Genomic DNA, 22,733 nt, shown 5'->3' with positions numbered 1-22,733 from the left:
AAATAGTATCTTTACAACGTATGATTATAGTAAAAACACCAGAAGAAATAGCATTAATGCGCGAAAGCGCCTTAATTGTATCAAAAACATTGGGAATGCTCGCTAGTGAAGTAAAGCCCGGGGTTACTACCTTGCATTTAGACGCGCTAGCCGAAACTTTTATTCGCGATCATGGGGCTGAACCTGGTTTTTTAGGCATGTATGATTTTCCGAACTCGCTTTGCATGAGTCCAAATGCTCAGGTGGTACATGGCATTCCAAACCATACCCCTTTAGTAGAGGGCGATATTATTTCGATAGATTGCGGCGCTTTAAAAAATGGTTTTTATGGAGACCATGCGTATACCTTTGAAGTAGGTGAGGTAGCTCCTGAAGTAAAAAAACTTCTCGATATTACCAAAGCATCTCTTTATGTAGGTATCCGAGAGTTTAAACTAGGAAATCGTGTAGGCGATGTGGGTTATGCGATTCAAAAATTCACGGAAGAACACGGCTATGGTGTTGTAAGAGAATTAGTAGGGCACGGATTAGGTAGAAAAATGCACGAAGATCCTGAAATGCCGAATTACGGAAAAAGAGGGCGTGGTAAAAAATTTGTTGAAGGCATGGTCGTTGCTATCGAGCCTATGACCAACATGGGTACCCATAGAATAAAACAACTCAAAGATGGCTGGACCATTTTGACGGCCGACGGCAAACCAAGCGCACATTTTGAACATGATGTTGCCTTGGTAAACGGCAAGCCTGAACTTTTATCTACGTTTAAATATATTTATGAGGCCTTAGGCATTACTAGTGACGAGGAAGATGAGTTTAGAAATTAATCCGTAAACCTTGTGTCAACCCTTTTCAAATACATACTCAACCACGTTCCAAGGCCACTCCTTATCAAGCTAAGTTATGTAGCTAGGCCTGTTTTAGCATTTTCCATGCGCGGAACTAAGTATATCGACCCTATAGACGGAAAGGGCTTTAAGCGCTTTCTCCCCTACGGTTATGAAAACCCCAGGGAAAATGTATTATCGCCTTCTACGCTGTCTTTAGAGCGTCACAGACTACTTTGGCTTTACTTAAAAAACGAAACAGATTTCTTTAGCAAGCAGTACAAGGTATTGCATTTTGCTCCTGAGCAGGCTTTTTACAAACGCTTTAGAAGACTCAAAAACCTAGACTATACAACCACCGATTTAGATTCCCCTTTGGCAGATATTAAGGCTGATATTTGCAAACTCCCATTCACCGACAATAGCTTTGATGTGATTCTGTGTAATCACGTGTTAGAACATATTCCTGACGACAAAAAAGCGATGGAAGAGTTATTTAGAATTCTAAAACCTGGCGGTTGGGGTATTTTTCAAATTCCTCAAGATTTAAAAAGAGCATACACCTTCGAAGACCATACCATTACCGACAAAAAAGAAAGAGCTAAAATCTTTGGACAATATGATCATGTTCGAATTTATGGTCGGGACTATTTTGATAAATTACGAAGCGTTGGCTTTGTGGTAGATGAAATAGACTACACGACAACACTAGGTTCAAAAGATATCGATCAATACCGACTGGCTGCGGGAGAAGTAATTCCCTTGGTTAAAAAATAAAAAAAGTAGTTTTACTCCTGGATCATTATCGCTTTAAATCCATCGGTTGTAAACTCTTTGATTTCACCTTGCGTATCGATATAAATAATAAACGCTTGAATATCTTTTCTTTTGGATAGGAATGACATCGTATCTACTAAATCCATAACCATAAAAGCAGTAGCGTAAGCATCGGCTTCCATACAGGTAACCGCTAAAATAGTAACTCCTAACACATTCGAATCTTTCGTGTAGCCTGTAATGGGGTCCACGGTATGCACATATCGTTTCCCAGTGCTTTCGTCTTCACGAAAGTGTCGGTAATTTCCAGAAGAGGCTAATCCTTTGTTATTTAGATATACTAAAGCGGCAGGGTAATCTCTATCATTTGCTAAGGGATCATCGATACCTACTACAAATTTTTTATTCTTTATCTTATTTTCTCCCTTTGTCACTAGTTCTCCCCCAACTTCCACTAAATAATTATGTATGCCCTTAGCTTCTAGTAATGCTCCTAATCTATCCACAGCGTAGCCCTTGGCAACAGCATTAAAATCAAACACGATACGAGCATCCGCTTTACGGATGCGTTTATTGGGCAATAACATGACCTTTTCAAATCCTACATAATTCAAAAGACTATCCACAACTATAGAATCCATTTCAATTTTTTGTCCAGGACCAAAACCCCAGGCGTTCACCAAAATACCTACCGTCGGGTCAAAATAGCCATTGGTAGTTTCATGAATATGCTTCGATAAATTAAAAACTTCTTCAAACATGGCATCAACAACTATAGTAGAATCACCAGCGTTTATTTTTGAAATATCAGAATCCGGGATATAGGTAGACATAGATTTATTAATGACCCTAAAAACAGAATCTATTTCTCGTTGAAAATCTCTTGGAACTGTATCAAAGAAAAGTATGGAGTACGATGTACCTAATGCCATACCTGTAGTATTTGATTGCACAAATTCATCAGAACAGGCTGAAAAATTGAGTAAAAATACACATCCAAAGGCTAGGCGTAAAACCTTAAATTTTAACAAGTCCATCATAATCAACAATATATTCTTCATTTAAAAAAACTGGTTTTTTATACTCTTTTGCATTCACCAAACCAACTCCCGCATAATAGGTATCGGCTTCAAAATTCGTGGCGTGTGCTTTCATTTTATTCAAATTATCCATATCTAAATCTGTAGGATCGTTAGGGTAAACAACAGATTTAACCACAATAAAATGGAGCTTTTTATTTTTGGTACATACAAATTGAGGGTTTTTTTTAAGGACGCTATTCACGGATAAAAACTCAAAGCCATCAGCCTCTAATTGTTTCCCTACAATATTCATAGCAAGATTGTGTAATTCTTGTTCTGTCAACGCTCTACTCATACCACAAAAATACTATAAAATTTAAGCATATTCTAGATTAGAGGAAGGTAGAAAAATCAAATTTATAAACATGTATAAAATATACCACACTACTTTAAATTAAACCTAAAGAAAATCAAAATGACAATAAATCCCAAAATTTTTCAAAATTTTAGTTTCGATTGCATCAAAAAATTAGTACCTTAAAATAAAAAAAACTATGACACTTTCTCCAAGACTAGAAATGGCATTAGGAAAACTCTATCATGCGTTTCATAACGATCATCTACATCCCGAATATTGCACGAAATGTGCCGTTGGGAATATCTGTAACAATTTAGAATTTTGGCAAAATTTTACAGAGCTACATGGCTCTACACAATTAAACTATGTGGGTATTGTCAATCAAAAATTTGGCAAACGATTTTATGGGTATACCCCCTTAGAACTTTTACAAATTGAGGCGGCATTTTTGCAAGGCTGTGGGTATACACTGCCCTTAAACACGACCAACAAAAAACCTAAAAACCCAAAGGATAAAACCGTTTTATTCAATGGCTTATGCGCAGCAGTAGCCTTTCTATGTCAACTAGATGGTGTTACGAATGTTATGGATTTACATAAGTTATTCCAAATTGAAAATGACCAGCCAAAATATCAACTGCAAGAAATATTAGATTGTTAAAATTTAAAATTACCAATACTAAGGGCACAAACTATAGCGCATAATACCGTCGCAACAAGACGTTCTCAAGTAATCACGGAAACCTTGAGCCTATTATTTTATAAATTATCCACTAAGCCACGGAGTCAAGAAAAATATTACCGCCTTCGCTGTTTTTGAAACACTTATAGACAAATAAAAAATGCAACCCGTTGGTTGCATTTTTTATTTGTACTATTTGATTGATAATACTATCCACCAAAATCATCAAATCTTATATGCTCATCTGGGATTCCAAAATCTTCTCCCATTTTCTGAACAGCTTTGTTCATTAATGGAGGACCACAAAAATACAGTTCAATATCTTCAGGAGACTCATGTAGATCTAGGTAATTATCGATAACACAATTATGAATAAAACCAACAAATCCATCTCCAGGAGCATCAATATTTTCTTTTACCTTCCAGTTATCTTCTGGCATTGGCTCAGAAAGTGCCATGTAAAATTTAAAATTAGGGAAATTCTTCTCTAAATTTTTAAAATGATCTATATAAAAAAGCTCACGTTTCGAGCGACCGCCATACCAGTAGGTCACTTTTCGATTTGTTTTTAAGGTATTGAATAAGTGATATAAATGAGAACGCATGGGTGCCATACCTGCACCACCACCAACATATAACATTTCACTTTCTGATTCATTGATGAAGAATTCACCGTAAGGACCAGAAATTACAACGTCATCACCTGGTTTTAATCCAAAGATATAAGAAGAAGCGATACCGGGATTTACATCCATCCAACCGTTTTTCGCTCTATCCCAAGGTGGCGTTGCAATACGCACATTGAGCATAATTTCTTTACCTTCCGCTGGGTAAGAGGCCATCGAGTAGGCACGCTCTACAGTTTCAGGATTTTTCATGACTAAAGGCCATAAATTAAACTTATCCCACTCAGCCTTAAACTTATCTGGCGTTTCATGCTCTTCTGGGTGCGCTGTAATATCAATATCAGCATATTTTATTTCACATTCAGGAATTTCAATTTGAATATAACCTCCTGCTTTGTACCCCATATCTTCTGGAATTTCAACAACAAATTCCTTAATAAAAGAAGCTACATTATAGTTACGAACCACTTTAGCTGGCCATTTTTTAATTCCAAAAACCTCTTCTGGAATGGTAATTTCCATATCCTGTTTTACCTTCACTTGACAGGCTAAACGTGCTCCATGCTGTAATTCTTTTCTTGAAAAGTGAGGAGTTTCTGTAGGAAGTGCTTCACCACCACCTGACAATACATGGCATTCACATTGAATACAAGTACCACCACCACCACAGGCCGATGGTAAAAATACTTTGTTACTCCCCAATGTCGTTAGCAACGAACTACCAGAGGCTACTTCAATTTCGCGCTCTCCATTGATCAAAATCTTCACAGGACCAGACGGAGATAATTTTTGTTTTACTACCAATAACAATGCTACTAATAACAAAGTTACTACCAAAAAAGCTGCTACGGTAGCTATTACCGTTCCTGTTGTGCTTGCGGCTAATATCATCATATTACTTTATTTATTTGTGTTGTCGGCTATGCTTAAGACAGTCTTTATCTCAGCCTCCTTTTGTTTAACATCCTTTTTTACTTCTTCCACTTGGGTCGTTTTTTCTACTGGCGCGGCTGCTTCATCACCACCAGTTAACATCCCCCCAAAACTCATAAAACCAATAGCCATTAACCCAGTAATAATAAACGTAATACCCAAGCCTCTTAAAGGAGCTGGTACGGCACTATACCTGATTTTTTCTCGAATAGCAGCTATAGCCAAAATTGCTAAAAACCATCCAATACCCGAAGATATGCCATAGTTAAAAGCCAGACCAAGTGTTTCTATTTCTCTCGATTGCATAAATAATGACCCTCCCAAAATAGCACAGTTCACAGCGATCAAGGGTAAAAATATCCCTAGGGAATTGTACAATGCTGGAGAAAATTTCTCAACAACAATTTCAACCAATTGCACCATAGTTGCTATGGTTGCAATAAACATAATAAATGATAAAAAGCTAAGATCATAATCCGCATATTCAGGTCCAAGCCAAGTTAAGGCACCCTCTTGTAATAAATACTGATCTAATAGCCAGTTTAGTGGTACGGTAATGGCCAGTACAAAAATTACTGCTGCTCCTAAGCCCACTGCTGTAGAAACTTTTTTTGAAACTGCTAGATAAGAGCACATCCCTAAGAAATAGGCAAATACCATGTTATCTACAAATATCGATTTAAAAAACAATTCTATATGTTCCATAATTTTATAAATTCTGTATCAAGTATCCAGAGTAATTAGGCACGATGCCTTCTACCCTATTGACTAGGTTTTAATCCTCTATTAATGCTTTATTTCTGCTACGCTGAATCCAAATGATAATCCCCACCACAATTAAAGCCATGGGAGGCAATACCATAAAACCGTTATTTTCATAACCTAAGGCGAACAAACCAGTTTTTTCAACAGGATCACCCATCACTTTCAATCCGAATAAAGTTCCAGAACCTAATAGTTCTCTAAAGAAACCTACAACGACCAAAATTAAACCGTATCCTAAAGCATTACCAATACCGTCTAAAAAAGACCTCCATGGACCATTAGCCAAAGCGAAAGCTTCAAAACGACCCATAATGATACAATTGGTAATAATTAAACCTATAAATACCGATAATTCTTTACTTAAGGTGTACGCAAAGGCCTTAAGCACCTGATCCACAATAATCACCAAAGTAGCTACAACAATGAGCTGGGCAATAATTCTTATTTTAGACGGAATGATATTACGCATTAACGAAATTACTACGTTCCCTACACCCATAACAAAAAGTACGGATACAGCCATTACTATCGACGGTTTTAACTGCGCCGTAATTGCCAAAGCAGAACAAATACCTAAAACCTGAATGGTAATAGGGTTGTTATCTAATAACGGATCGCTAATTAATTTACTATCTTTTTTTGATAAAAGTCCCATAGAAAATTTAGTTTAAAGTCTTAAAGTAAGGCATATACATTTTTACATCTTTCTTTAGCATGGCAGAAACACCATCGCCTGTAATGGTCGCTCCAGCTAAAGCATCAATTTTATGATCATCTTTTCTTTCATTTTTTGGGTCATTGTTCCCTTTAGCAACAGTGATGCCTTCAAATGCTTCTCCGTCCAAGAACTTTTCACCTGTAAAATCGTCCATAAAATATCGTTGCTTAATTTCCGCACCAAGACCAGGAGTTTCTCCTTTGTGATCAAAATAAACCCCAGTTACGACCATTTCTTTATCTAAGGCTACAAAACCCCAAATAGCATCCCATAATCCTTTGCCTCTAATAGGAACTACATATACATCTTTTCCATCTTTCTGTCCAAAAAATATGGGAAGACGTCTTTCATAAGAACCATTTTTTGCTTTTGTTTCCTCTTTTTTAATATCGATTAAATAAGCTTCATCATCTTCTATAAGCTCTCCACCTTGCAAAACATACTGTTTAGTGATGTATTTTGCAAACTCTTGTTCAACATTATCTGTTGAAACAAAAGCGACATCATTAGCGCCTTCATTATTATTTACGCCTAAGGCATAAAGAATGTTTTGCTGCTTTTCAAATCGTTCATTAGCTTTTACCAATGGTTTTAAACCAGAGGCTAAACCTGCTAAAATAGAACCCACAACTAAAACCATTACAATGGAAAAAATTATTGTGTAGCTATTTTTTTCTGTATTTAATGCCATAATTACGCTGTTTTAACTTTAACACGTTTCATTCTACGCTTTACGTTACCTTGGATTACATAATGATCTATCGTTGGGGCAAAGACATTCATTAATAATATCGCTAAAAACACCCCTTCCGGATATGCTGGGTTAAATACCCGAATCATAATAGAAATAAATCCTATAAGAAAACCGTAAATCCATTTTCCTTTATTGGTTTGAGACGCCGTAACTGGATCTGTCGCCATATAAACGGCTCCAAATAAAATACTTCCAATAATTAAATGTTGCCAGAAAGGAACACTCATTAGTCCATAAAACTTACTCGTTTCGGTGATCCAACCAGACTCAATAACGCCATTAAAAATAAGTCCCATGGTTAAGGCTCCAATTAAGGTACTTACGATAATTCTCCAGCTTCCTACTTTCGTAAATATTAAAAATAAAGCGCCGAGAATAATTAATACTTTTGAAGTTTCACCAACCGAACCAGGAATTAGTCCCCAAAACATATCCCAATAATCATAAGCAACTGTATTATTTTGTGCATAAGACCCCAGAATAGTTTCTCCTGATATGGCATCAGCAGTACCTGCACGCTCAACAGCGCCATGTACCCAAACCTTATCTCCTGACATCCATGTTGGATAGGCAAAGAATAAGAAGGCACGGATCGTTAAGGCAGGATTAAGGATGTTCATCCCAGTACCTCCGAAAACTTCTTTACCGATAACTACACCAAAAACAACCGCAACTGCCAACATCCATAAAGGAATATCAATAGGAACAATCAATGGCACTAACATACCAGTAACCAAATAACCTTCTTCTACCTCATGACCTTTTATTACGGCAAATAAAAATTCTACCGCCAAACCAACGCCATAGGAAACAATAACTAAAGGTAAAACCGTCCAAGCACCAATGATTAAATTGTCTATGGTCCAGAATGATGCGCCTAAAAATCCTTTGGCAGACTCTATTTCGCCAAGTGCCAAATAGTGTTGGTATCCGGCATTGAAAATACCAAATATTAAACAAGGTATTAAGGCCATAATGACCGTATTCATAGTCCGTTTTAAATCGTCAGCCGCCTTTATGTGAGTCCCGTTATGAGTGGTCTCATTAGGCAAATATAAAAAAGTATGAAGTGCATTAAAGGCTGGTGCCATTTTCTTTCCTTTGTACTTTTCTTTTAAATTGTGTAAACTACTTTTTAAGCTCATTATCCTATCTCTTTAAGCATTAAGTCCAAGCCTTTTCTTATTATATCTTGATGTGGTTGTTTAGACACACAGATAAATTCTGTTAATGAAAAATCTTCAGGAGCTACTTCGTACATTCCTAAAGCTTCCATTTCGTCTAAATCCTCGTACATACACGCTTTTAAAATTTGCATTGGATAGATATCCAAAGGAAAAACCTCTTCGTATCCTCCTGTAATTACAAAAGCACGGTGCTCACCATTTGTGTTTGTATTTAAATCAAATTTTTTATTTGGTGTTAACCATGAAAAAGTTAGGGCTCTAGAATTTGATATTTTATTAAAAACTGGCTTATTCCATCCAAAAAATTCATAATCATCCCCTTCAGGAATCGCTGTAACTGTGGTGTTGTAATAGCCTAAATGACCCGACTGACTTGAGGTAACCCCTGTTAATACATCGCCATTAATAACCCTAAACTTGGCTTCATTAACGCCACTAGCATATAAAAAAGTTGCTATTTCAGCCCCAATTTTAGTCGTGTAGTATTTTGGATTTTTTATAGAAGAACCAGCAAGAGCTATGGTTCTATCAGCATTAAATTTACCCGTTAATAGCGCTTCTCCTATAATAACCAAATCTTGAGGAGTAACCACCCAAACCAATTCCCCTTTATTGATAGGGTCAATTTTATTGATTTGTGTTCCTACCAAACCGGCAGGGTGCGGCCCTGACACTTTATGGTGTTCTACCCCTTGCAAACCAGCAAGTGGAGAATTAGCACCACTATGAGATACATGCACTTTTCCGGCTGTTAATTTTGCTAAAGCAGTGATTGCAGCCTGTATTTCAGCTTCTTTGCCCTTTAAGGTAAAATCTAAATCCGCAGCCAAAGGTGCAGTAGTAAAACCAGAAATAAAAATAGCTTTAGGGCTAGTTTCTGGATTTGCTATCACATCATATGGTCTCTGCTTTATAAATGGCCAACAACCAGATTGAAGTAAAAACGCTTTCACTTCAGAAGCTGAAATGGATCCTAAATTTGGAATTGCATGCGCTACCGCTACTTGTGTTTTATCCGCTGTAATTTTTAAAGATAGAATGCTTCGCCTCTCTCCTCTCTTAATTTCAACCAACGTACCACTTACAGGAGAAACAAAAAGCATACTTTCATGATTTTTGTTGTAAAAAAGCGCCTCACCTGCTTTTACTTCTGCGCCTTCTTTCATCAGCATTTTTGGGTTGACCCCATGAAAATCCTGAAGATTTATGACATAATCATTACTTAGAGAAGCCTTAGAAATATCTTTTTCTGCAGCACCGACTAAGTTAATGTTTAAGCCTTTTTTAATTCTGATGTCTTTAGACATATTGCTATAAACCTTAGGTTAAAAAAATTTCATGCAAAAATAAGACTAAATGGAAAGTTTTCATAATTATTGTCTATAAATTTACAACTTATAACGAAGTTAATTTTCAAGGCATGCTTTTTGTTTAACTTTGTTTAAAAATACTGCTATTTCATGAGGTTCTTTGTTAAACATATCTTGTTTTTTTTATGTGTAAATTCACTTCTTTCTCAAGTACAAGAAGAAGTTAACCCGCCGTCAAACATAAAATCTATTATTTTTAAAGGCGCTACAGACGACCAATTCCCGGTGGTACAACTGGGCGATGCGATATATCTAGATTTTGATGACATCACCGCGAGCGAACAAGATTTTTATTATAAAATTATTCACTGCGATTATGACTGGACGCCATCTGATTTATTAAAGTCTCAATACCTTAGAGGTAGTGATAATTTAAGAATCATTGATTATGAAAATAGTTATAACACCTTACAACCCTATTCTAACTATAAGCTCAGCATCCCAAACGAAAACACAGGGCTGAAAGTAAGTGGCAATTATATGTTAGAAATTTATGACAGTAATTATGAGCTTCAGTTTTCTAGACGTTTTTTAGTGTACCAAAACTTGGTAACCGTAGGCGCTACCGTAAAGAGAAGTAGAGATTTTGAATTTTTAAATGAAAAACAAGTAGTTCACCTAACGATTAATTATGCCAACTTTCAATTAATCAACCCCTTAAAGGAAGTGAAAATCTCTATTTTACAAAATTACTATTGGCCCTCTGCAATTTATAATGTAAAACCTCAATACACCATAGGAAGTCAGTTGGTATATAAATATGATCAGGAAACAAGTTTTTTTGGGGGTAATGAATTTTTAAATTTTGACACCAAAGACCTGCGCGCGCCCACAGTGGCAATTTCATCGATAGAGGTTTCAGATCTTTACCATCACTATTTATTTACAGATATTTATAGAAATGACAGGCCCTATACCTATTTTCCTGACATTAATGGAGATTTCGCTATCAACACTTCTCAAGGAGATGACACCTCAAGAGAAGCAGAATATAGCAAGGTGCACTTTAGTCTGCCGTATGTAGAAGAAATTGGCTTAAATGAAGTGTATATTTATGGAAAGTTCAATAATTTTATGTTGGATGAAGAAAACAAAATGACCTTCAACGCCAATAATGGATTATTAGAAGCTACTTTAAAAATGAAACAAGGCTTCTACAATTACAAATATGTGGTAAAGAAAGAAAATGGTGACATTGATTTAAATAAGGTTTCCGGAAACTTTCATTTTACCGAAAACAATTATTTAATATTGGTTTACTATCGTGATATTGGTGCACTTTATGACGGACTAATAGGAATAGGCACTGCAAATTCAAGAAATATTAGTAATTAAAACAAACCGTATAGCTTTAAAAAATTAACTTATAACGAACATTTACAGCATTCATTTATAGTTTAAAAAAGGTTTGTTATATTGCTCTAATTTTAATTTTGTACGGAACATAAATTAGCAAAAGAATAAATTTACCAAGGAATGAATAGCCGTAAAATTTTCTTAAAGTTTACGTTTATTGCCTTCGATTTTATAATTTAGCGAGAAGAATTATGATTTAGTTCTTTTTTTTAGCACTTTAGACTTTGATCCTTATGACTACACTTATCACAAAAGGCATAAAAATTTCAGTACATACTAGTTTTGAAGGCACCTTCTTTAAAAACTACAAAACGCATTATGCTTTTGGGTATACCATAACCATAGAAAATCAAACTAAAGACACTGTTCAGCTTACTTCGCGCCACTGGAGAATTTACGACTCATTAAATGAGTTAGAAATTTTAGATGGTGAAGGGGTCATCGGCAAAAAACCGGTGATTAAACCCGGAGAATCGCACACCTACAGTTCTGGATGCTTATTAACTTCGACAATAGGCGCTATGAAAGGTCACTATACTATGGTAAATTTAAAATCGGACGAAAAAATCAGGGTGTCTATTCCCACTTTTAAATTTAATACCCCGTTTACCTTAAACTAAACACTTCTTTTACTTTTTTACTTTTTTCACCTTTTTTGTTTTAGTACCTTTACGACTACTTTCTAAAATTAAAACAAAACAACATGGGTAAAGGATTTTTTCAAGTTCCTATAGCAATTAACGAACCTATAAAAGGGTTTGCTCCAGGATCTCCTGAACGACAAGAAGTATTAAAACAATACCAAGAATATTTTAATGGGAGTGTCGATGTTCCGATGTATATTGGAAACGAAGAGATTAAAACCGGCAAAACAAAGCCAATGTCTCCACCACATGACCATAAACATCAAGTAGGTCAATATCACCTTGCTGAAAAAAAACACGTCACCCAAGCCATCGAAAATGCCTTAGCATCGAGACAAGCCTGGGCCAATTTAGCTTGGGAACAACGTGCTGCTATTTTCTTGAAGGCTGCCGAATTAATTGCAGGTCCTTACCGGGCTAAAATTAATGCGGCCACCATGATTGCACAATCTAAAACTATACACCAGGCTGAAATAGACGCTGCTTGTGAACTGATTGACTTTTTGCGTTTTAACGTAGAATACATGTCTCAAATATACCAAGAGCAACCTGCTTCTGCTGAAGGAATTTGGAATCGCGTAGAGTACCGTCCTTTAGAAGGTTTTGTGTATGCTATTACTCCTTTTAACTTTACAGCTATTGCAGGAAACTTACCCGCAAGTGCCGCTATGATGGGAAATGTAGTTGTTTGGAAACCAAGTGATAGTCAAATTTTCTCAGCCAAAGTAATTGTCGATATTTTTAAAGAAGCCGGTGTTCCTGATGGCGTTATTAATGTGATTTATGGTGATCCTGTGATGATTACCGAAACCGTATTAGCTAGCCCCGATTTTGCAGGCATTCACTTTACGGGTTCTACGCATGTTTTCAAAGAGTTATGGAAACAAATTGGCAGCAATATCCACACCTATAAAACCTATCCTAGAATTGTTGGTGAAACAGGAGGTAAAGATTTTATACTAGCACACAAAACAGCAAATACGAAACAAGTGGCTACGGCTATTGTTCGTGGTGCTTTTGAATTTCAAGGACAAAAATGTAGTGCTGCCTCAAGAGTATACTTACCTAAATCTACTGCCCATGAAATTTTAAATCATGTAAAAGAAGATTTAAAAACAATCAATACACCAGGTTCTCCAGAAGATATGAGCAATTTTGTCACCGCTGTAATTCACGAAGCTTCTTTTGATAAATTAGCGACGTATATAGACGGTGCTAAAAATGCAAAAGATGCTGAAATTTTTGCTGGTGGTAATTATGACAAATCAAAAGGATATTTTGTGGAGCCCACTGTTATTTTAACAAGCAATCCTAAATATACCACCATGGAGACCGAACTTTTTGGACCTGTAGTGACCGTTTATATTTATGACGATGCAGACTGGGTAAAAACCTTAGAGCTTGTAGATGGCACCTCAGAATATGCATTAACAGGAGCTGTTATTGCTACAGATCGGTACGCCATTGACGAAGCTACAAAAGCTTTACAAAACTGTGCTGGAAATTTTTATATCAATGACAAACCAACAGGTGCCGTCGTTGGGCAACAACCTTTTGGTGGCGCTAGAGCTTCTGGAACAAATGATAAAGCAGGTTCTATGCAAAACTTGCTACGTTGGGTTTCTCCAAGGCTAATTAAAGAAACTTTTGTTACCCCAGTAGACTACAGATATCCCTTTTTAGGATAACACACGAACATAAGTACCACGCTATTAGCGTTCAAAAGCCACTATATACCTTGATTATATAGTGGTTTTTTTTTAGTTTTCACTAGAAGAAATATACTTTCAATGTAAATTTAACGTTAAGTAATTGTAAACCTAAAGTAAATATGCTAAATTTACTTATCAAAATAGACGGATTATGAAAGAAAGCGCATTTAACAGAAAAAAAGCCAAGAGCTCAGTAAGCTTCAAAAGTATTGAAACCTACATAAGAGATTATGCAAAAAACTGTAGATTATCTTATTTAAGATTATTGCACATGTAGTCGTATAAGTAAAAACAGTTTAAAAAAGTTCTAGTAATGATTACAAACCATTGCTAGAACTTTTTTTATCCCCTAAACTTTAAAGGGAGGTACACTACTTTTTTCGTTTCGAAGAAATCTTCTTTATAATAGTCCGATAGGTTAAAAATTTCTGCAATTCTATATTCCTTTAATTCCTCAGATAAATCACCGCCTTTTAAATACAATATTCCGTTTTTCCGCTCGTGTAGAGATTCTTTTTTGATTTTCCCTTTAACCCAATGTGTAAAAGTAGGCATAGCCGCCACCGCCCTACTCACTATAAAATCAAATTTTCCCTTTACATTTTCTACTCGATCATTGATGGTCGTCACATTTGTTAACTCCAAACCTTCCACTACCTCATCGACCACTTTTATTTTTTTTCCAATAGCATCCACTAAGGTAAAATGAACTTCCGGAAACAAAATCGCCAACGGAACGCCAGGAAAGCCCCCTCCAGTACCTACATCAATAATTTTTGAACCTGGTAAAAATTGTTGAATTTTGGCAATTCCCAAAGAATGCAAAACATGGCGCACATATAATTCATCAATATCCTTTCTAGAAACTACATTTATTTTTAAATTCCAGTCTTTATAGAGCTCTGATAATTTTAAAAATTGCTGTTTTTGTGTTTCTGTTAGATTCGGGAAATAGTTTAAAAGTATTGTAATATCCATATCTTAAATTGAAAATTTTAAGCAAAAATAAGATTTTATAAATCATAATTATTTCCTTTTTTGAGCCCTATTTACTTTAATACATTCTGAATTAACTTATCTTTGTAAAAAACAATATTATGAGTAAAGAAACCATTCGATTTTCAAGAAAGGATTCTACGGATTTTTTCAAGACACTGAATAAGAGAGTTAACGATTACTTCAAGGAAAATAAATTAAAAAAAACAGGTGATTGGCGTTTGCATTTAAAAACAGCCATTATGTTCACTTTATTTTTAGCTCCCTACTTCTTAATTTTAACTTTAGGACTTCCTATCTGGGCAAATCTATTGCTAACTATCTTAATAGGTATTGGTATGGCCGGCGTAGGGATGAATGTGATGCACGATGGGAACCACGGTTCCTATTCTAATAAAAAGTGGGTCAATAAAATAATGGGAAGCAGTATTTATATTCTTGCCGGAAATGTGTACAACTGGCAAGTTCAACACAATGTGCTACACCATACCTACACTAATATTCACGAACATGATGAGGATTTAGAAGCAGGAAGAATTTTACGCTTTTCAGAACATTCTGAATGGAGAAAGCACCATAAATTTCAACATTATTATTCTGTTCTATTGTACGGATTATTGACATTTAATTGGGCCATTACAACAGACTTTCAACAAATGTACCGCTATACCAAGCGCAAACTTTCGTATGGTAAATTACCTAATCCTGTAATGAATTGGAGTAAATTAGTCATTACCAAAATAATATATGTTAGTATTTGGATTGTTTTACCAATGCTCATTTTAGATATTGCTTGGTGGCAAATCCTTATTGGCTTTTTTGTTATGCATTATGTTGCTGGTGTTATTTTAAGTGTAACGTTTCAGTTAGCACACGTTGTTGATCAAGCTGAAACACCATTGCCAGATAAAACTGGAACCATGAAAAATACTTGGGCCATACACCAACTGTTCACAACGGTTAATTTTGGAACAAAAAACAAAATAGTAAATTGGTTTACTGGTGGCCTAAATCACCAAGTAGAACACCATATTTTTCCTAACATTAGCCACGTGCATTACACGAAAATTGCAAAAATTGTAAAAGAAACTGCGAAGGAGTTTAATTTGCCCTACAACGAATACAAGACAACAAGAAAAGCTATATTTTCGCATTTCAATCACTTAAAGCAGTTGGGTAAAAAACCTACTTTACAGTATTAGAAAACCGGTGTAACATATGAGCAATCAATTATCAGATAGGGTCAACAAATTAGCAATCTCTGCAACCCTTGCCATGGCAGCAAAAGCAAGAGAATTAAAAGCTGAAGGTAAAGATATCATCGGACTTAGTCTGGGGGAACCTGACTTTAATACTCCAGATTACATAAAAGATGCTGCTATTCAAGCTATAAATGATAATTATAATTCATACTCTCCGGTGGATGGGTATGTTGAATTAAAAGAGGCGATTATCACTAAATTTAAAAGAGATAATCGGTTAAGCTATACCCAACCGCAAATAGTGGTTTCTACTGGCGCAAAACAATCTTTATACAATGTAGCTCAGGTTTGTTTAAATAAAGGAGACGAAGTTATTTTGCCTTGCCCGTATTGGGTAAGCTATAGTGATATTGTACAACTTGCCGAAGGTGTCCCCGTAGAAGTACCTACTTCTATAGAGAATAATTTTAAAATGACACCCGAACAGTTAGAAGCTGCAATTACGCCAAAAACTAAAATGCTATGGTACAGTTCACCTTGTAACCCTACTGGCTCTATCTATAGTAAAGAAGAATTAAGAGCCTTGGCAGATGTACTTCAGAAGCATCCACAAATAGTTGTCGTAAGTGATGAAATCTACGAACACATTAATTATGGGGTAACGCCACATGCTTCTATGGCTGAATTTCCTGATATGTTCGAGAGAACAGTTACCGTTAACGGTGTTGCAAAGGCTTTTGCTATGACCGGCTGGAGAATTGGATACATAGGTGCACCAACATATATTGCACGTGCCTGTAATAAACTGCAAGGACAAGTAACGAGCGGAGCCAATTGCATTGCGCAACGTGCTGTGATTACTGCCCTATTAGAACCCGTAAGTCGAATTAGCTTTATGGTAGATAAGTTCAAAGAGCGCAGAAAACTAATTTTAGGCTTACTAAAAGACATTCCTGGATTTATATGTAACGAGCCAGAAGGTGCGTTTTATGTTTTCCCAAATGTAACAGCGTATTTTGGCAAGACTTTAAACGGAACTAAAATTACAAATTCTTCTGACTTGTCAATGTATTTATTAGAAGCTGCCAATGTAGCTACCGTTGCAGGAGATTCTTTCGGAAACAATAATTGCATTCGAATTTCTTATGCCGCTAGTGAAGATCAAATTACAGAAGCTTTAGCAAGAATAAAAAAGGCGGTAACGCTTTAAACCTAATACATATCATGCGTAACAATAAGGCCTCAATTTTTTATTGAGGCTTTTTTTTGATGCAGGCTCGAATGAAAATTAAATACTATTGTAGAAACTTCAAAAGTATGTTTTACTATTTAAAACAAAACTTAAAACTCAACACTTTTGCATATGGCTCAAAAGCCTAAAGCATAGCACCATTACATCTTCTTCCAGAAATACGGCGTAAACAAGATCAATACCGTAAAAAGCTCTAACCTCCCTAAAAGCATTAAAAAGCCGCACCACCATTTACCTAAAGCTGGCAAACTATTAAAATTACTCAGTGGATTAAGTGTCCCTAAAGCCGGACCTACGTTCCCTAAAGAGGATGCAGCACCACCAATGGCCGACGTAAAATCTAAACCTAAGGCACCCAAGACTAAAGAGCCTATGATGAAGAGCAGCATATACAATACAAAGAAGGCTATAATATTGTAAACAATATGTTCCCGTACTGTTTTATTATTATACCGAACAGGAATCACCGCATTAACATGTAAAGTGCGCTTAAATTCTAATAATCCGTTTTTAATAATTAGCAAGTGGCGCATTACCTTAATACCACCCGCCGTTGAACCCGCGCATCCTCCTAAAAACATGAGACCGAAAAAGAAAATAGTCAAGAAGGGTGTCCAACTCGTGAAATCAGCACTTACAAATCCCGTGGTAGTGATGACCGATAAAACTTGGAAAAGTGAATGTCTAAAAGCACTTTCTGCTTCGCCAAAAACCATAGGGTGGTAGTCTGAGGTTTCTACGTTTGCTTTAAAAAAAATGACTAATGCTGCTATGATGGTAAAAGATATGACAAAAATGCTATAAAATTTAAACTCCTCATCATGCAATACTTTTTGCACTTTGCCTTTAAAAGCATAGTAACTTAAAACAAAATTAGTTCCTGCCAAAAACATAAAGAGCATGATGATGTATTGAATTAAGGGCTGATCATTCCAATAAGCAACACTTAAATTTTTAGTTGAAAAACCACCTGTTGATAAGGTCGCTAAAGAATGATTTATAGCGTCAAAGAAAGACATCCCAGCCAACTTTAATAAAATAGTCTCTGCCACGGTATAGCCAAAATAAATTAACCAAAGGCGTTTGGCTGTATCTGTAATTCTAGGATGTAATTTATCTCCTGCGGGCCCTGGTGCTTCTGCAGCAAAGAGTTGCATTCCTCCAATCCCTAACAAGGGTAAAATAGCAATGGCTAAAACGATAATACCCATTCCACCAATCCAATGTGTTAAACTACGCCAAAATAAAATGCCTTCCGGCAACACTTCAATATCATCTAAAATTGAAGCTCCCGTAGTGGTATAGCCTGAAATAGTTTCGAAAAAAGCGTTTGTTAAATCTGGGATAGCTCCGGAAAAAATATAAGGCAAAACCCCCGATATAGACATGATTAACCAACCAAAAGTAACAATAATATACCCCTCTTTTCGGCCTACTTCTTTTTCATGGCTTCGGGTTAAAAACATGGCTAAAGTACCCACTATCATTGTTACAACAGCGGCTAAAGCAATATCGATGGTAACACCATCTTTATAGATTCCACTAATCACAGCAGCCAGAACCATGAAACCTCCATTACAGAGTATCAAAAGTCCCATCAAGTGAAAAATTATCTTGTAATTAAGTCTCATTAAAGAAACATTTTTTCAATTTTAGGAATGGCACTAGGCAAACAACAAACGACCACTCTATCCCCTTCTTCAATTTTAAAATCGCCTAAAGCAATGATGCCAAGACCATCTTTAATAACACCACCAATCGTCGCATCTTTAGGAAAATCTAATTCCTTTATACTTTTACCATTTACAGAAGAACCTGACTTCACGATAAATTCTAAAATTTCGGCGTTTAAATTATTGAGTCGTGTTAAAGCAACCACCTCTCCCCTTCTGATATATCGAAATATATTATTCGCTGCTAATAATTTTTTATTGATTAGGGTATCAATCCCTATGGAGTGGGAAAGCTGAAAATAGTCCATATTTTCAACCATGGCAATGGTTTTTTTAATGTTTTTAGATTTTGCAACTAAACAAGACATAATATTAGTTTCAGAATTACCAGTTACGGCAATAAAAGCATCCATGGCACTTAGACTTTCTTCATCTAATAATTCAACATTTCTACCATCACCATTAATGATAAGTGCATTGGGTAATTCTTCAGCTAGATCAAATGCTTTTTCTTTATTAATTTCAATAAGCTTTACATTAAATTTATTTTTACAAAGGTCGCGAGCCGTTTTGTATCCCACTTTACTACCTCCGAGAATCATCACATTTTTTATATCTCTTTTCACCATTCCCGTTAACTTGTACAACTCGCTTACCCCTTCTTTAGCGGTAATAAAATATACCTGGTCTTCCTCTTGAAAAACGGTATCCCCGCGAGGAATAATTGTAAATTGGGTGCCTGTTCTTTGTAAAGCAATAGGCATAAAATTAAGTTCCGGAAATATCTGAGCAGCCTCTTTTACTGTTTTTCCAACAAAAGGAGCTGATTTTGGCAAGGAAACGCCGCACATAATCAGTGCCCCTTCTTCAAACTCATAGGTATCGTTAAATGCTGATTGATTGAGCAATAACTGTATCTCTTCCGCCGCAAGTTCTTCAGGGGAAATTAATTCATCAATCCCTAATTTTTTGAAATCTACGAGTGATTTATTTTTTTTGAATTCTGTATTTGATATACGAGCAATTGTTTTTTTACAACCTAATTGCTTTGCTAATAAACACAGGGTAATATTTGTAGTTTCGGATGAAGTGACTCCAATAACTAAATCTGATTTCTCTACCTGAGCCTCTAGTAACAAGGATATTGATGTAGCATCACCTTTTAGTACACGAATGTCTAAGTGCGAATCTGCATACGCCAAACTTTCTTTTACGCTATCAATTAGGGTAATGTCTTGGGATTCGTATGAAAGCAACTTTGCTAAGTGAAACCCCACTTCACCAGCTCCTGCTATGATAATTTTCATTTGTTACAAATGTTGTTTTCCATTACTGTATACCCATTTTCAAGTGTCATAGGTTTTTCTAAATTGGAATTTCCTTTAATAGGAACGGGTATTAAGCCCGTTTTTTTATGAAAAGTTTGAATTAATTTAGGCTGTAAAATTACATAAATAAATTTTCATGAAATTAAATTGTAGCCTTTAAAAACAAAAAACCTGTAAGTTTATTGTTCTTCATAGGGACAATAAGCAAATACGAAATTGTATCTTTGCTAAAAATTGCGTCCATGAGTAAAAAAGTTACTCCTTATAAAAATTCCGAGCTAGGAAAAAAAGAACAAGTAACCCGAATGTTCGATACCATCTCTACAAATTACGATGGTTTAAACCGTGTTATTTCATTTGGTATTGATATCAAATGGCGAAAAAGAGTTGTGGCTATTTTAAAAAATAAAAATCCTGATTCTATTTTAGATATTGCTACGGGAACAGGTGATTTGGCTATTAATTTAATTGAAACAGGTGCCTCAAAAATAATAGGTTTAGATATTTCTCCTGGAATGTTGGCCGTAGGACAAAAAAAGGTCACTGAAAAAAAACTAAACAGTACCATTGATATGGTGGTTGGCGACAGTGAAGACTTACCTTTTGAAGAAAATACTTTTGATGCTGTTACTGTTGCCTTTGGAGTCCGGAATTTTGAAAACCTTGAAATAGGGCTATCCGAAATTTACAGAGTGTTAAAAAAAGGAGGTAATTTGGTGGTTTTAGAGACTTCTGTACCTACTAAAACACCCTTTAAACAAGGTTATAATTTCTATACAAAACGTATTTTACCTAAGATTGGCCGCTTATTTTCTAAAGATGATGTCGCCTATGAATACCTTTCGGAATCGGCCGCTGTTTTTCCGCATGGAAAAGCTTTCAACAATATTTTGGAGAAAATTGGGTTTATAGATATAGAGAACAAACCTCAAACACTTGGGGTAGCTTCTATATACGTAGCTACAAAATAAGGTATGAAGAATATTATTTTACTGTTTTTAGGCCTATTTATAAGTCTAACAATGAAAGCACAGTTTAACGAAAAGCCCGTCCTCAACATTGCCACTGAAGATGAAAAATTATTAAATTGGGGTTATTTTTTGGGTTTTAATCAGTATGATTTTAAGTTCAACTACAAAGAAGTCCCTGATATTGGCGATATTTTAGTGTCTACAACCGCTGGTTTTAATGTTGGCTTGATTGGTGAAGTGCGGCTAAATAAATTTTTAGATGTACGTTTTGAACCAGGATTATTCTATGCGCAAAGAACGATTGGTTTTAGAGGCTTTTCCGACGAAAATAGAGCCATTAGAGAAGTGAAATCTACCTACATTAACTTTCCTTTACTTTTAAAAGTAAGCACAAAAAGAATTGGTAACTGGAAGCCTTTTGTCATTGGCGGGGCGGCCTATGCCTTAAACTTAGGAAGTAACGAAGATAGCGTAGATGATAATTCTTCGGGCACTTTTAGAATGACAAAAAACAACTATAATTTGGAATTAGGTTTTGGTATCGATTTTTACTTAGAATATTTTAAATTTGCACCCTCTATTCGAGGCGTTTTTGCCATCAATGACGAGTTAATCCCAGATAATGACCCTAATAGTCCTTGGACCGGTAACTTAGATGGTATGAGAACAAGAGGTGTTTTTATTAACTTTACTTTCGAATAATTAAATATCTGCTCACATCACTACCTAAAATGACAGTTATAAGCGCTCCAAAGGAGCAATAAAACACAAATTTTAAACTATAGGAAGTCTATTCTCTAGGTATGAACAGCGCAGTGATCTTTATTCTTTCATAGCTCCTATAGAGCTATCGTCTTATTTCATGCAAAATAATTGCCGTGGCAGTAGCCACATTTAAACTTTCGGTTGTGCTTGCTCCAAAATGATTTATGGTTATTCGTTTCGTAACTAGTTTTGAAATTTCCTCAGAAATACCATTAGACTCATTCCCCATCACTAAAATTCCTGGATTGGTAAAATTCGCTTGATGAACAGCAGTTCCACTCATAAAAGCACCATAAACAGGAAGATTCGCCGTTTTTAAAAAATCAGCCAAGTCTACACAAGTCACTTGAACCCTCGCAATAGACCCCATAGTAGCTTGTAAAACTTTAGGATTAAAGCAATCAACATTGTTTGTGGTAGTTACTATATTTTTAATTCCAAACCAATCACACAGTCTTATGATGGTACCTAAATTACCTGGATCACTAATGGTGTCTAGCGCAACAATCCAATCTTGAAGTGGTATCTTTTTAGGTTTTGGAATTTTAAAAACACCTAAATACCCATTAGGAGTACTTAAATTGCTCATTTTTTTTAAATCATCTGCCTTGATCAGTTCCACATTATATGTTTCACTTTCAACAAAATTGAGATCTGTACTGTATATTTTATAGGTTTCAAAATCAGAAGCCATAAGCTCTTGAACCGTTTTTTTACCTTCTACAACAAACAACTGATGCTCATATCGGTATTTTTTTTGCTGTAGGCTTTTTATAAATTTTATTTGGCTTTTACCAACCATACAAATAATGTATTTT

Annotated in this window: 22 protein-coding genes; 10 read left to right on the top strand and 12 right to left on the bottom strand. The window is 35.6% G+C overall.

Annotated features, from left to right (window positions below; all coding sequences use genetic code 11):
* Positions 1 to 20: 20 nt before the first annotated feature.
* Positions 21 to 824 carry a type I methionyl aminopeptidase gene (gene map, locus GQ45_RS14985; protein WP_047419258.1) on the top strand — a complete coding sequence of 268 codons (804 nt, stop codon included), beginning with the start codon at positions 21 to 23 and terminating at the stop codon, positions 822 to 824.
* Between the two features lie 12 nt (positions 825 to 836).
* Positions 837 to 1,601 carry a class I SAM-dependent methyltransferase gene (locus tag GQ45_RS14980; RefSeq protein WP_047419256.1) on the top strand — a complete coding sequence of 255 codons (765 nt, stop codon included), beginning with the start codon at positions 837 to 839 and terminating at the stop codon, positions 1,599 to 1,601.
* A gap of 11 nt (positions 1,602 to 1,612) precedes the next feature.
* Here GQ45_RS14980 and GQ45_RS14975 read toward each other — a convergent pair whose 3' ends face one another.
* Together GQ45_RS14975 and GQ45_RS14970 are read right to left on the bottom strand one after the other, a co-directional pair.
* A complete protein-coding gene (locus GQ45_RS14975) occupies positions 1,613 to 2,662 on the bottom strand; it encodes an FAD:protein FMN transferase (protein ID WP_231555211.1) in 1,050 nt (349 codons plus the stop codon).
* A complete protein-coding gene (locus tag GQ45_RS14970; protein WP_047419251.1) occupies positions 2,619 to 2,978 on the bottom strand; it encodes a hypothetical protein in 360 nt (119 codons plus the stop codon). Before GQ45_RS14970 ends, GQ45_RS14975 begins: the two co-directional genes overlap by 44 nt.
* Before the next feature lie 199 nt (positions 2,979 to 3,177).
* Here GQ45_RS14970 and GQ45_RS14965 point away from each other — a divergent pair, with 199 nt between their 5' ends.
* On the top strand, positions 3,178 to 3,642 hold the full coding sequence (locus tag GQ45_RS14965; protein WP_047419249.1) for a hypothetical protein: 465 nt from the start codon (positions 3,178 to 3,180) through the stop codon (positions 3,640 to 3,642).
* 230 nt (positions 3,643 to 3,872) lie between these two features.
* Here the strand turns inward: GQ45_RS14965 and nqrF are convergent, their stop codons facing one another.
* The 6 genes from nqrF to GQ45_RS14935 form a co-directional block, all read right to left on the bottom strand.
* Positions 3,873 to 5,180 (bottom strand): NADH:ubiquinone reductase (Na(+)-transporting) subunit F, encoded by a 1,308-nt coding sequence (nqrF, locus tag GQ45_RS14960; RefSeq protein WP_047419247.1) that lies wholly within the window; start codon positions 5,178 to 5,180, stop codon positions 3,873 to 3,875.
* 9 nt (positions 5,181 to 5,189) lie between these two features.
* Complete coding sequence (nqrE, locus tag GQ45_RS14955; RefSeq protein ID WP_047419245.1) at positions 5,190 to 5,930, bottom strand: NADH:ubiquinone reductase (Na(+)-transporting) subunit E; 741 nt, start codon at positions 5,928 to 5,930, stop codon at positions 5,190 to 5,192.
* Positions 5,931 to 5,997: 67 nt separating this feature from the next.
* Positions 5,998 to 6,642 (bottom strand): NADH:ubiquinone reductase (Na(+)-transporting) subunit D, encoded by a 645-nt coding sequence (locus tag GQ45_RS14950; RefSeq protein ID WP_047419243.1) that lies wholly within the window; start codon positions 6,640 to 6,642, stop codon positions 5,998 to 6,000.
* Positions 6,643 to 6,649: 7 nt separating this feature from the next.
* On the bottom strand, positions 6,650 to 7,396 hold the full coding sequence (locus GQ45_RS14945; protein WP_047419241.1) for a Na(+)-translocating NADH-quinone reductase subunit C: 747 nt from the start codon (positions 7,394 to 7,396) through the stop codon (positions 6,650 to 6,652).
* A 2-nt stretch (positions 7,397 to 7,398) separates the two neighbouring features.
* The gene (locus GQ45_RS14940) at positions 7,399 to 8,604 is read right to left on the bottom strand and encodes an NADH:ubiquinone reductase (Na(+)-transporting) subunit B (protein WP_047419239.1); all 1,206 of its coding nucleotides are present in this window, start codon (positions 8,602 to 8,604) and stop codon (positions 7,399 to 7,401) included.
* A complete protein-coding gene (locus GQ45_RS14935; RefSeq protein WP_047419238.1) occupies positions 8,604 to 9,953 on the bottom strand; it encodes a Na(+)-translocating NADH-quinone reductase subunit A in 1,350 nt (449 codons plus the stop codon). The genes GQ45_RS14940 and GQ45_RS14935 overlap by 1 nt, the downstream gene beginning before the upstream one ends.
* Before the next feature lie 153 nt (positions 9,954 to 10,106).
* Between GQ45_RS14935 and GQ45_RS14930 the strand changes: the two genes are divergently transcribed.
* From GQ45_RS14930 to pruA, 3 genes are all read left to right on the top strand, one after another.
* The gene (locus tag GQ45_RS14930) at positions 10,107 to 11,351 is read left to right on the top strand and encodes a type IX secretion system plug protein domain-containing protein (RefSeq protein WP_047419236.1); all 1,245 of its coding nucleotides are present in this window, start codon (positions 10,107 to 10,109) and stop codon (positions 11,349 to 11,351) included.
* Positions 11,352 to 11,605: 254 nt separating this feature from the next.
* Positions 11,606 to 11,992 carry a Co2+/Mg2+ efflux protein ApaG gene (gene apaG, locus GQ45_RS14925; protein ID WP_047419234.1) on the top strand — a complete coding sequence of 129 codons (387 nt, stop codon included), beginning with the start codon at positions 11,606 to 11,608 and terminating at the stop codon, positions 11,990 to 11,992.
* Between the two features lie 83 nt (positions 11,993 to 12,075).
* Complete coding sequence (gene pruA, locus GQ45_RS14920) at positions 12,076 to 13,704, top strand: L-glutamate gamma-semialdehyde dehydrogenase (protein ID WP_047419232.1); 1,629 nt, start codon at positions 12,076 to 12,078, stop codon at positions 13,702 to 13,704.
* Positions 13,705 to 14,070: 366 nt separating this feature from the next.
* Here the strand turns inward: pruA and rsmG are convergent, their stop codons facing one another.
* On the bottom strand, positions 14,071 to 14,706 hold the full coding sequence (rsmG, locus tag GQ45_RS14915; protein ID WP_047419230.1) for a 16S rRNA (guanine(527)-N(7))-methyltransferase RsmG: 636 nt from the start codon (positions 14,704 to 14,706) through the stop codon (positions 14,071 to 14,073).
* 119 nt (positions 14,707 to 14,825) lie between these two features.
* Between rsmG and GQ45_RS14910 the strand changes: the two genes are divergently transcribed.
* Positions 14,826 to 15,926 carry an acyl-CoA desaturase gene (locus GQ45_RS14910; protein WP_047419227.1) on the top strand — a complete coding sequence of 367 codons (1,101 nt, stop codon included), beginning with the start codon at positions 14,826 to 14,828 and terminating at the stop codon, positions 15,924 to 15,926.
* A gap of 16 nt (positions 15,927 to 15,942) precedes the next feature.
* Positions 15,943 to 17,136 carry a pyridoxal phosphate-dependent aminotransferase gene (locus tag GQ45_RS14905; protein ID WP_047419225.1) on the top strand — a complete coding sequence of 398 codons (1,194 nt, stop codon included), beginning with the start codon at positions 15,943 to 15,945 and terminating at the stop codon, positions 17,134 to 17,136.
* Between the two features lie 182 nt (positions 17,137 to 17,318).
* On the opposite strand, the gene GQ45_RS14900 is transcribed toward GQ45_RS14905, so the two are convergent.
* Positions 17,319 to 18,809, bottom strand: a complete 1,491-nt coding sequence (locus tag GQ45_RS14900) for a TrkH family potassium uptake protein (RefSeq protein ID WP_047419223.1) — start codon at positions 18,807 to 18,809, stop codon at positions 17,319 to 17,321.
* Positions 18,809 to 20,158, bottom strand: coding sequence for a Trk system potassium transporter TrkA (gene trkA / locus GQ45_RS14895; protein WP_047419221.1), 1,350 nt, complete (start codon positions 20,156 to 20,158; stop codon positions 18,809 to 18,811). Before trkA ends, GQ45_RS14900 begins: the two co-directional genes overlap by 1 nt.
* Before the next feature lie 263 nt (positions 20,159 to 20,421).
* Between trkA and ubiE the strand changes: the two genes are divergently transcribed.
* Together ubiE and GQ45_RS14885 are read left to right on the top strand one after the other, a co-directional pair.
* A complete protein-coding gene (gene ubiE / locus GQ45_RS14890) occupies positions 20,422 to 21,150 on the top strand; it encodes a bifunctional demethylmenaquinone methyltransferase/2-methoxy-6-polyprenyl-1,4-benzoquinol methylase UbiE (RefSeq protein ID WP_047419219.1) in 729 nt (242 codons plus the stop codon).
* Positions 21,151 to 21,153: 3 nt separating this feature from the next.
* Positions 21,154 to 21,852: a porin family protein gene (locus GQ45_RS14885; protein ID WP_047419218.1), complete on the top strand. Its 699-nt coding sequence runs from the start codon at positions 21,154 to 21,156 to the stop codon at positions 21,850 to 21,852.
* Positions 21,853 to 21,997: 145 nt separating this feature from the next.
* Here GQ45_RS14885 and GQ45_RS14880 read toward each other — a convergent pair whose 3' ends face one another.
* Entirely contained in the window at positions 21,998 to 22,717 is a 720-nt protein-coding gene (locus tag GQ45_RS14880) for an RNA methyltransferase (RefSeq protein WP_047419216.1), read from the bottom strand.
* Positions 22,718 to 22,733 lie beyond the last annotated feature (16 nt).

Source organism: Cellulophaga sp. Hel_I_12 (assembly GCF_000799565.1).
Lineage (GTDB): Bacteria > Bacteroidota > Bacteroidia > Flavobacteriales > Flavobacteriaceae > Cellulophaga.
The sequence above is the reverse complement of the archived record's forward strand: the minus strand, read 5'-3'. Positions and strand labels throughout refer to the sequence as shown.

What these genes read in the sequence shown, in the direction of transcription:
- GQ45_RS14900 (WP_047419223.1), bottom strand. Translation starts at nt 18,809, where the DNA reads ATGAGACTTAATTACAAGATAATTTTTCACTTGATGGGACTTTTGATA.
- rsmG (WP_047419230.1), bottom strand. Translation starts at nt 14,706, where the DNA reads ATGGATATTACAATACTTTTAAACTATTTCCCGAATCTAACAGAAACA.
- GQ45_RS14975 (WP_231555211.1), bottom strand. Translation starts at nt 2,662, where the DNA reads ATGAAGAATATATTGTTGATTATGATGGACTTGTTAAAATTTAAGGTT.
- GQ45_RS14880 (WP_047419216.1), bottom strand. Translation starts at nt 22,717, where the DNA reads ATGGTTGGTAAAAGCCAAATAAAATTTATAAAAAGCCTACAGCAAAAA.
- map (WP_047419258.1), top strand. Translation starts at nt 21, where the DNA reads ATGATTATAGTAAAAACACCAGAAGAAATAGCATTAATGCGCGAAAGC.
- GQ45_RS14950 (WP_047419243.1), bottom strand. Translation starts at nt 6,642, where the DNA reads ATGGGACTTTTATCAAAAAAAGATAGTAAATTAATTAGCGATCCGTTA.
- trkA (WP_047419221.1), bottom strand. Translation starts at nt 20,158, where the DNA reads ATGAAAATTATCATAGCAGGAGCTGGTGAAGTGGGGTTTCACTTAGCA.
- GQ45_RS14965 (WP_047419249.1), top strand. Translation starts at nt 3,178, where the DNA reads ATGACACTTTCTCCAAGACTAGAAATGGCATTAGGAAAACTCTATCAT.
- ubiE (WP_047419219.1), top strand. Translation starts at nt 20,422, where the DNA reads ATGAGTAAAAAAGTTACTCCTTATAAAAATTCCGAGCTAGGAAAAAAA.
- GQ45_RS14945 (WP_047419241.1), bottom strand. Translation starts at nt 7,396, where the DNA reads ATGGCATTAAATACAGAAAAAAATAGCTACACAATAATTTTTTCCATT.
- pruA (WP_047419232.1), top strand. Translation starts at nt 12,076, where the DNA reads ATGGGTAAAGGATTTTTTCAAGTTCCTATAGCAATTAACGAACCTATA.
- GQ45_RS14905 (WP_047419225.1), top strand. Translation starts at nt 15,943, where the DNA reads ATGAGCAATCAATTATCAGATAGGGTCAACAAATTAGCAATCTCTGCA.
- GQ45_RS14910 (WP_047419227.1), top strand. Translation starts at nt 14,826, where the DNA reads ATGAGTAAAGAAACCATTCGATTTTCAAGAAAGGATTCTACGGATTTT.
- GQ45_RS14930 (WP_047419236.1), top strand. Translation starts at nt 10,107, where the DNA reads ATGAGGTTCTTTGTTAAACATATCTTGTTTTTTTTATGTGTAAATTCA.
- GQ45_RS14970 (WP_047419251.1), bottom strand. Translation starts at nt 2,978, where the DNA reads ATGAGTAGAGCGTTGACAGAACAAGAATTACACAATCTTGCTATGAAT.
- GQ45_RS14885 (WP_047419218.1), top strand. Translation starts at nt 21,154, where the DNA reads ATGAAGAATATTATTTTACTGTTTTTAGGCCTATTTATAAGTCTAACA.
- GQ45_RS14940 (WP_047419239.1), bottom strand. Translation starts at nt 8,604, where the DNA reads ATGAGCTTAAAAAGTAGTTTACACAATTTAAAAGAAAAGTACAAAGGA.
- GQ45_RS14935 (WP_047419238.1), bottom strand. Translation starts at nt 9,953, where the DNA reads ATGTCTAAAGACATCAGAATTAAAAAAGGCTTAAACATTAACTTAGTC.
- apaG (WP_047419234.1), top strand. Translation starts at nt 11,606, where the DNA reads ATGACTACACTTATCACAAAAGGCATAAAAATTTCAGTACATACTAGT.
- nqrF (WP_047419247.1), bottom strand. Translation starts at nt 5,180, where the DNA reads ATGATATTAGCCGCAAGCACAACAGGAACGGTAATAGCTACCGTAGCA.